The organism is Bergeyella anatis (genome assembly GCF_036016955.1).
Taxonomy (GTDB): domain Bacteria; phylum Bacteroidota; class Bacteroidia; order Flavobacteriales; family Weeksellaceae; genus JAYWXI01.
In genome coordinates, this window is sequence record NZ_JAYWXI010000039.1 from 1 (window position 1) to 3988 (window position 3988).

A 3988-nucleotide genomic window follows, 5' to 3' on the forward strand; every position below is an offset into this window, starting at 1 on the left:
GGGTTGAAAGTCTATGAATGGGTCAAAGACCGAAAAATCGCTGATGTGGCATTAACGGGTGAATGGGAAGCCTCTCTCAATGAAATTGAGGAAGGGCAACTCCCTCCAGAAAATTTCCTACAAGCGATGAAAGACTATACCCAAAAAATCACAGAAGATTTTTTAGCGATGGAAATCGAAGGAATTGCTTCACCTGCATTGGTTTGCCCTGTTTGTAAAAAACAAAGTGTTCGTTTATACAAGAAAGTTGCTAAATGTATGGAAGAAGATTGTCAGTGGTTATTTTTCAGAAATGTTTGCGGAAAACAGGTAAATGATGAAGCGATAATGGCTTTGCTGGAAAATGGAAAAACAACGCTTTTAAAAGGATTAAAAAGTAAGGCGGGAAAAAGTTTTGATGCTTATTTGGTTCTTCAAGAAGACAGTTCTACCTCATTTGAGTTTCCGCCTCGCTCTAAAAATAAAAAAGGAAAATGACAATAATCAAAGCATAACAGGTTTAAACAATAAGTATTTGACGGCGAAAAATGCCGTTAATGGATAAACATCTAAACTTATTTTTTTTGAAATGTTTGCGTTAATACTCAAAAAATGAGTAGTAATGCAAATAAATAAAAAATTTGATAAAATGGTCATTTTTCTCATTTAGTTTACATATCTTTGTATTAACGGCGAAAAACGCCGCTATCTAATACAAAATGTAAACTAATTAAAAATGGGCTTAGAAATACGAAATCAGATAGAAGAAATCATACCAGAGGGACTTATAGTAACACGAGATTGGCTACGAGATACAATGGATTTAGGAAAACATACTTTAGATAACTTAGTCAAATCTGACTATTTAAAATCTATACAGAGAGGAATCTACATACGAGGAGCCAAAAAAAGCACCTCTTGGCAAAGTATCGTTTTTACCTTGCAAAATATAATGAAAAGCGACTTACTTGTAGGTGGGCTAACCGCCTTGGAACTAAAGGGATATACGCATTATATTCCTGTGTCAGGAACGGAACGAATTATGTTATATGGTGATGATAATGTACCTCAATGGTGCAATGAGTATGTTCTTAAAGCTAAATTTTGTAAAAATTCTCAAAGAGAAATTTTTGCTAATATGGACAAAGAAGAAATGGCAAAATATACGGTTTCAATTCCTTGGGAAGATACACAAATAAAAGCAGTATGTCCAGAAATGGCGATATTACAAGTTTTACGGAAAGTGCCTAACGAAGTTTCTTTTGAACACGCCGCAGAACTAATGCAAGGTATGACTTCACTTTCACCAAGAAAGCTACAAGTTTTATTAGAAGCCTGTACACATATTGGCGTTAAGCGATTGTTTTTGTTTTTAGCAAATCACTATAAATATGTATGGTTTACAAGGTTAAAAACTGAAAATGTCTATTTAGGTTCGGGAAAACGAATGCTGGTAGAAGGTGGCGAATTAGACAAAAACTATCTAATCACTGTACCCAAAAATTTTATAAAATGATTAAAAACACGCTCTATTATAAACAAGTACAATTATTGGTAAGAGTATTACCTTTGCTCCATACGGAAAAATGTTTTGCCTTAAAAGGAGGTACAGCCATCAATTTGTTTTATCGAAATCTTCCTCGTCTGTCAGTAGATATTGATTTGTTATACCTACCTTCTGAAAGCCGAGAGGAGGCTTTGAAAAATATTCGTCAAGCCTTATCTCGATTGAGCGAACAGATTAAACAAAATATTGCAGGGATTCGTGTTCAGGAAACGCAGAAACAGCAGGATAATTCTTTGCGATTGATTTTACAACTCAATGAAATCCGAATCAAAGTGGAATTATCTCCTGTTATAAGAGAAACTGTTTTCCCTGTGGAACAAAAAGAGATTTGTGAGCGAGCAGAAAATGAATTTGGATATGTAGAAATGCAAGTAGCTTCTTTGCCCGATTTATATGCAGGTAAATTATGTGCTGCATTAGACCGACAGCACCCAAGAGATTTATTTGATGTTAAATTACTTTTGGAAAATGAAGGACTTACAACCAACCTAAGAAAAACATTTTTGGTTTTTCTTATCAGTCATCAGCGTCCTATGTCAGAACTGTTACAGCCTCATTTTAAAGATATTTCAAAAGTATATGCTATGGAGTTTGAGCGTATGACGGATAGTCCTATCACTTTACAAGAGTTGGAAGACACTCGTGTTCAGCTAGTTCAATTGATACAAAAGAATATAACTTTAGAAGAAAAAAAGTTCTTGTTGAGTTTTAAAAATAAAACGCCACAGTGGGATTTATTGGGGTTGGACAGCCAAGTAGTTTCTAATCTGCCTTCTGTAAAATGGAAACTTTTTAATTTGTCAAAAATGAAAAAAGACAAACATCAAATAGCTTATCAGAAATTAGAACAAATCTTAAATATTAATTTTTAAAAAATTATAATTATGGCAACACAAGAAAAAGAAATTTCGTATTACGATTTACGACTAAGAGAATTATTAAACACCAGCTTTCCTAATCTGGCAACTAATGAAGCGTTTATCAAAGAACGAAGCAATTTAGCAGCAGAAGCCTATGAAAAAGCCTTTGATGCAGGGCATACAATATTAGAATGTCGTGCTATTGCTAATGAAGCCCTTTTTGAAGGATTGTATTATTCCCCATTTGATACAGTATATCAAGTGGTTTGTAATGAGTTTGACCGAGAAATTCCTGCCGATGAAGCCCGTGCCTTTGCACTTAAAGTGTTTCCCTATTGTGTAGAAGTATTTGAGAATTACGATTTACATCAAGATTTTGAAGGAACGAAGGAGTATAACGAGCTTTATACAGAGCTAACAGGACAAATTCAAATATGGATTGAGGAAAATGGCGTTCAATAAGAAGCTGCACTTAGAACAAAATATCCAAGCCTTACAAGTCGCTTTTCAGTTAGAAAAAGAAAAGCGACTGGCTACGGATGCCGAAAAAGAAATCCTAAAACAATACTCAGGTTTTGGAGGGTTAAAATTTATCCTAAATCCTGCCAATGAGGAAGAAGACCGTCGTTTTTGGACAAAGTCCGACGAACCTTACTTTGAAGCCACTCAAAAGTTGTATGAGCTTATTCGTGTCAATGCTTCTGATTTTTCAGATTACAAAAGTATGACCGATGGTCTTAAAAGTTCGGTACTCACTTCATTTTATACCCCGCCAGAAGTTATCCAAGCTCTATCAGCGGTACTTAATAAACACAACTTTCAATACCAACAAGCATTAGACCCTTCCGCAGGAACAGGGAATTTTATTGAACAGTTACAACAAAATGATGTGTCTATAACCGCTTTTGAAAAAGATTTACTAACGGGGAAAATATTAAAACATTTACATCCTTCCGCCCAAATAAAAATTAAGGGATTTGAAAATATAGAAGAACGACAAAATAATTCCTTTGATGTAATAAGCAGTAATATACCGTTTGGAGATATATCTGTATTTGATTTGTCTTTTTCAAGGAGTAAGGATTCGGCAAAGCAACAAGCTGTAAAAAATATCCATAATTACTTTTTTTTAAAAGGTTTGGACGTTTTAAAAGAAGGTGGCTTATTAGCCTATATCACCTCTCAGGGGGTACTGAATAGCCCCAAAAACCGCCCTATTAGAGAAGCTATGATAAAACAAGCTCATTTGGTATCAGCTATTCGATTACCCAATAATCTGTTTACGGATTACGCAGGGACGGAAGTAGGAAGTGATTTGATTATCCTACAAAAAGACTCACAGAAACAAGCACTTTCTACCGAGGATTTACTTTTTTGTGATACGATAGAGCACATTGAAGGTTATACAATCAACGCTTTATTTGAAAACAATCCACAACAGATTATTCATACAACATCACAATTAGATACTGACTTATACGGAAAACCATCAAGGATTTATATACACGAAAATGGCGTATCTGGAATAGCCCGTGACCTCGAAGAAAAATTAAACCTTGATTTTGGTAATTATAAACAACGA

General features: G+C 34.6%; 5 protein-coding genes. All 5 read left to right on the top strand.

Going from position 1 to position 3988, the window contains the following annotated elements; genetic code table 11:
• A partial coding sequence (locus VQ048_RS11785; protein ID WP_327611866.1) for a topoisomerase C-terminal repeat-containing protein occupies nucleotides 1-477 on the top strand: 477 nt, incomplete at its 5' end.
• Between the two features lie 238 nt (nucleotides 478-715).
• Nucleotides 716-1495, top strand: coding sequence for a type IV toxin-antitoxin system AbiEi family antitoxin domain-containing protein (locus VQ048_RS11790; protein ID WP_327611867.1), 780 nt, complete (start codon nucleotides 716-718; stop codon nucleotides 1493-1495).
• Nucleotides 1492-2418 carry a nucleotidyl transferase AbiEii/AbiGii toxin family protein gene (locus tag VQ048_RS11795; protein ID WP_064969539.1) on the top strand — a complete coding sequence of 309 codons (927 nt, stop codon included), beginning with the start codon at nucleotides 1492-1494 and terminating at the stop codon, nucleotides 2416-2418. The genes VQ048_RS11790 and VQ048_RS11795 overlap by 4 nt, the downstream gene beginning before the upstream one ends.
• A 12-nt stretch (nucleotides 2419-2430) precedes the next feature.
• Entirely contained in the window at nucleotides 2431-2868 is a 438-nt protein-coding gene (locus VQ048_RS11800) for a DUF1896 domain-containing protein (protein WP_208809428.1), read from the top strand.
• On the top strand, nucleotides 2855-3988 hold a 1134-nt coding region (locus VQ048_RS11805; RefSeq protein ID WP_327611868.1), incomplete at its 3' end, for an N-6 DNA methylase. The genes VQ048_RS11800 and VQ048_RS11805, both read left to right, overlap by 14 nt.